Here is a 1,542-nt window from a genome sequence, read left to right on the forward strand (position 1 = left end):
TTGGTGCACCGACAGAAAACGAGTTGTACTACTTTGCGAGTGTAGACGGCGCGAAATTCCGTAAACCTGTGGTTCCTGGTGACCAAATGGTTATTGAAGTTGAATTTCTAAAAGAGCGTCGTGGCATTGCTGCATTTAGCGGTGTAGCAAAAGTTGACGGCGAAGTAGTGTGTTCAGCAGAGCTGAAGTGTGCTCGTCGAGAGTTTTAATATGATTCATGAAACCGCTAAAATCCACCCAGCTGCGGTGGTAGAAGAAGGCGCAAAAATTGGCGCTAACGTGACGGTTGGTCCTTTTACCTACATCACCTCAACGGTGGAGATTGGTGAAGGTACTGAAGTCATGTCTCACGTAGTAATCAAAGGCCATACCAAAATTGGTAAAGATAACCGTATTTTCCCACATGCAGTGATTGGTGAAGAAAACCAGGACAAGAAGTATGGTGGCGAAGATACAACCGTGGTTATCGGTGACCGTAATGTGATTCGCGAAGCGGTTCAGGTTCATCGTGGTACTGTGCAAGACAAAGCGACAACAGTGATTGGCGACGACAACCTACTGTTCGTGAATGCGCACATCGCGCATGACGTCGTAGTAGGCAACCATACTCACATTGGTAACAATGCGATTCTAGGTGGCCATGTAACAGTAGAAGATCACGCTGGTGTAATGGCACTTTCTGCTATTCACCCATTCTGTACGGTAGGCGCTTATGCATACGTTGGTGGTTGCTCTGCGGTTGTTCAGGACGTACCTGCTTACGTACTTGCTCAAGGTAACCATGCTACGCCGTTTGGTTTGAACCTAGTTGGCTTGAAGCGCAATGGTTTTGAGAAACCAGAAATTCGAGCACTACAAAAAGCGTACAAAGAAATTTACCGCTCTGGTAAAACGCTAGAAGAAGTGAAACCGATTCTTGCAGAAATGGCACAAGAATGGCCTGCAGTGAAGCGTTTTTCTGACATTCTAGAAACAACGGAACGTGGTATCATTCGTTAATTCACGAATGAATCAATAAGTGGAAAGGATCGCGCCCAATTAGGGCTGCGGTCTTTTTGTGTTTTATGGATAAGGAATCCCTTATCCATAGTACATAGGGCGAAATCGATATGGAAAAACCATTACGTATTGGCATCATTGCTGGCGAGTTATCTGGTGACACGCTAGGGGAAGGCTTTATCAAGGCAGTGAAAGAGCGATACCCGAATGCAGAGTTCGTTGGCATCGGTGGGCCAAAAATGATCGCGCAAGGCTGTGAATCTCTTTTTGATATGGAAGAGTTAGCTGTAATGGGCTTAGTTGAAGTGCTTGGACGATTACCTCGTTTGTTAAAAATAAAAGCTGAGCTTGTTAAGTACTTCACTCAGAACCCGCCAGATGTTTTTGTCGGAATTGATGCGCCAGATTTTAACTTGCGTCTAGAGTTAGATTTAAAGCAAGTAGGCATTAAAACCGTGCACTACGTGAGCCCTTCAGTATGGGCGTGGCGTCAAAAGCGTATCTTCAAAATCGAGGCAGCGACCAACCTGGTACTGGCTTTTC

General features: G+C 45.6%; 2 protein-coding genes and 1 pseudogene. All 3 read left to right on the plus strand.

Annotated elements, in window-relative coordinates; genetic code table 11:
* A pseudogene (locus R7E00_RS23025) lies at nt 1-209 on the plus strand (3-hydroxyacyl-[acyl-carrier-protein] dehydratase FabZ); the annotation flags it as partial.
* Nucleotide 210: 1 nt separating this feature from the next.
* Nucleotides 211-999 (plus strand): acyl-ACP--UDP-N-acetylglucosamine O-acyltransferase, encoded by a 789-nt coding sequence (lpxA, locus tag R7E00_RS23030; RefSeq protein ID WP_318124541.1) that lies wholly within the window; start codon nt 211-213, stop codon nt 997-999.
* A gap of 110 nt (nt 1,000-1,109) precedes the next feature.
* The coding region (lpxB, locus tag R7E00_RS23035; RefSeq protein WP_318124543.1) for a lipid-A-disaccharide synthase at nt 1,110-1,542 on the plus strand (433 nt) is incomplete at its 3' end.

Source organism: Vibrio sp. Vb1755 (genome assembly GCF_033338635.1).
GTDB classification, from domain to species: domain Bacteria; phylum Pseudomonadota; class Gammaproteobacteria; order Enterobacterales; family Vibrionaceae; genus Vibrio; species Vibrio alginolyticus.

What these genes read in the sequence shown, in the direction of transcription:
- lpxA (WP_318124541.1), top strand. Translation starts at nt 211, where the DNA reads ATGATTCATGAAACCGCTAAAATCCACCCAGCTGCGGTGGTAGAAGAA.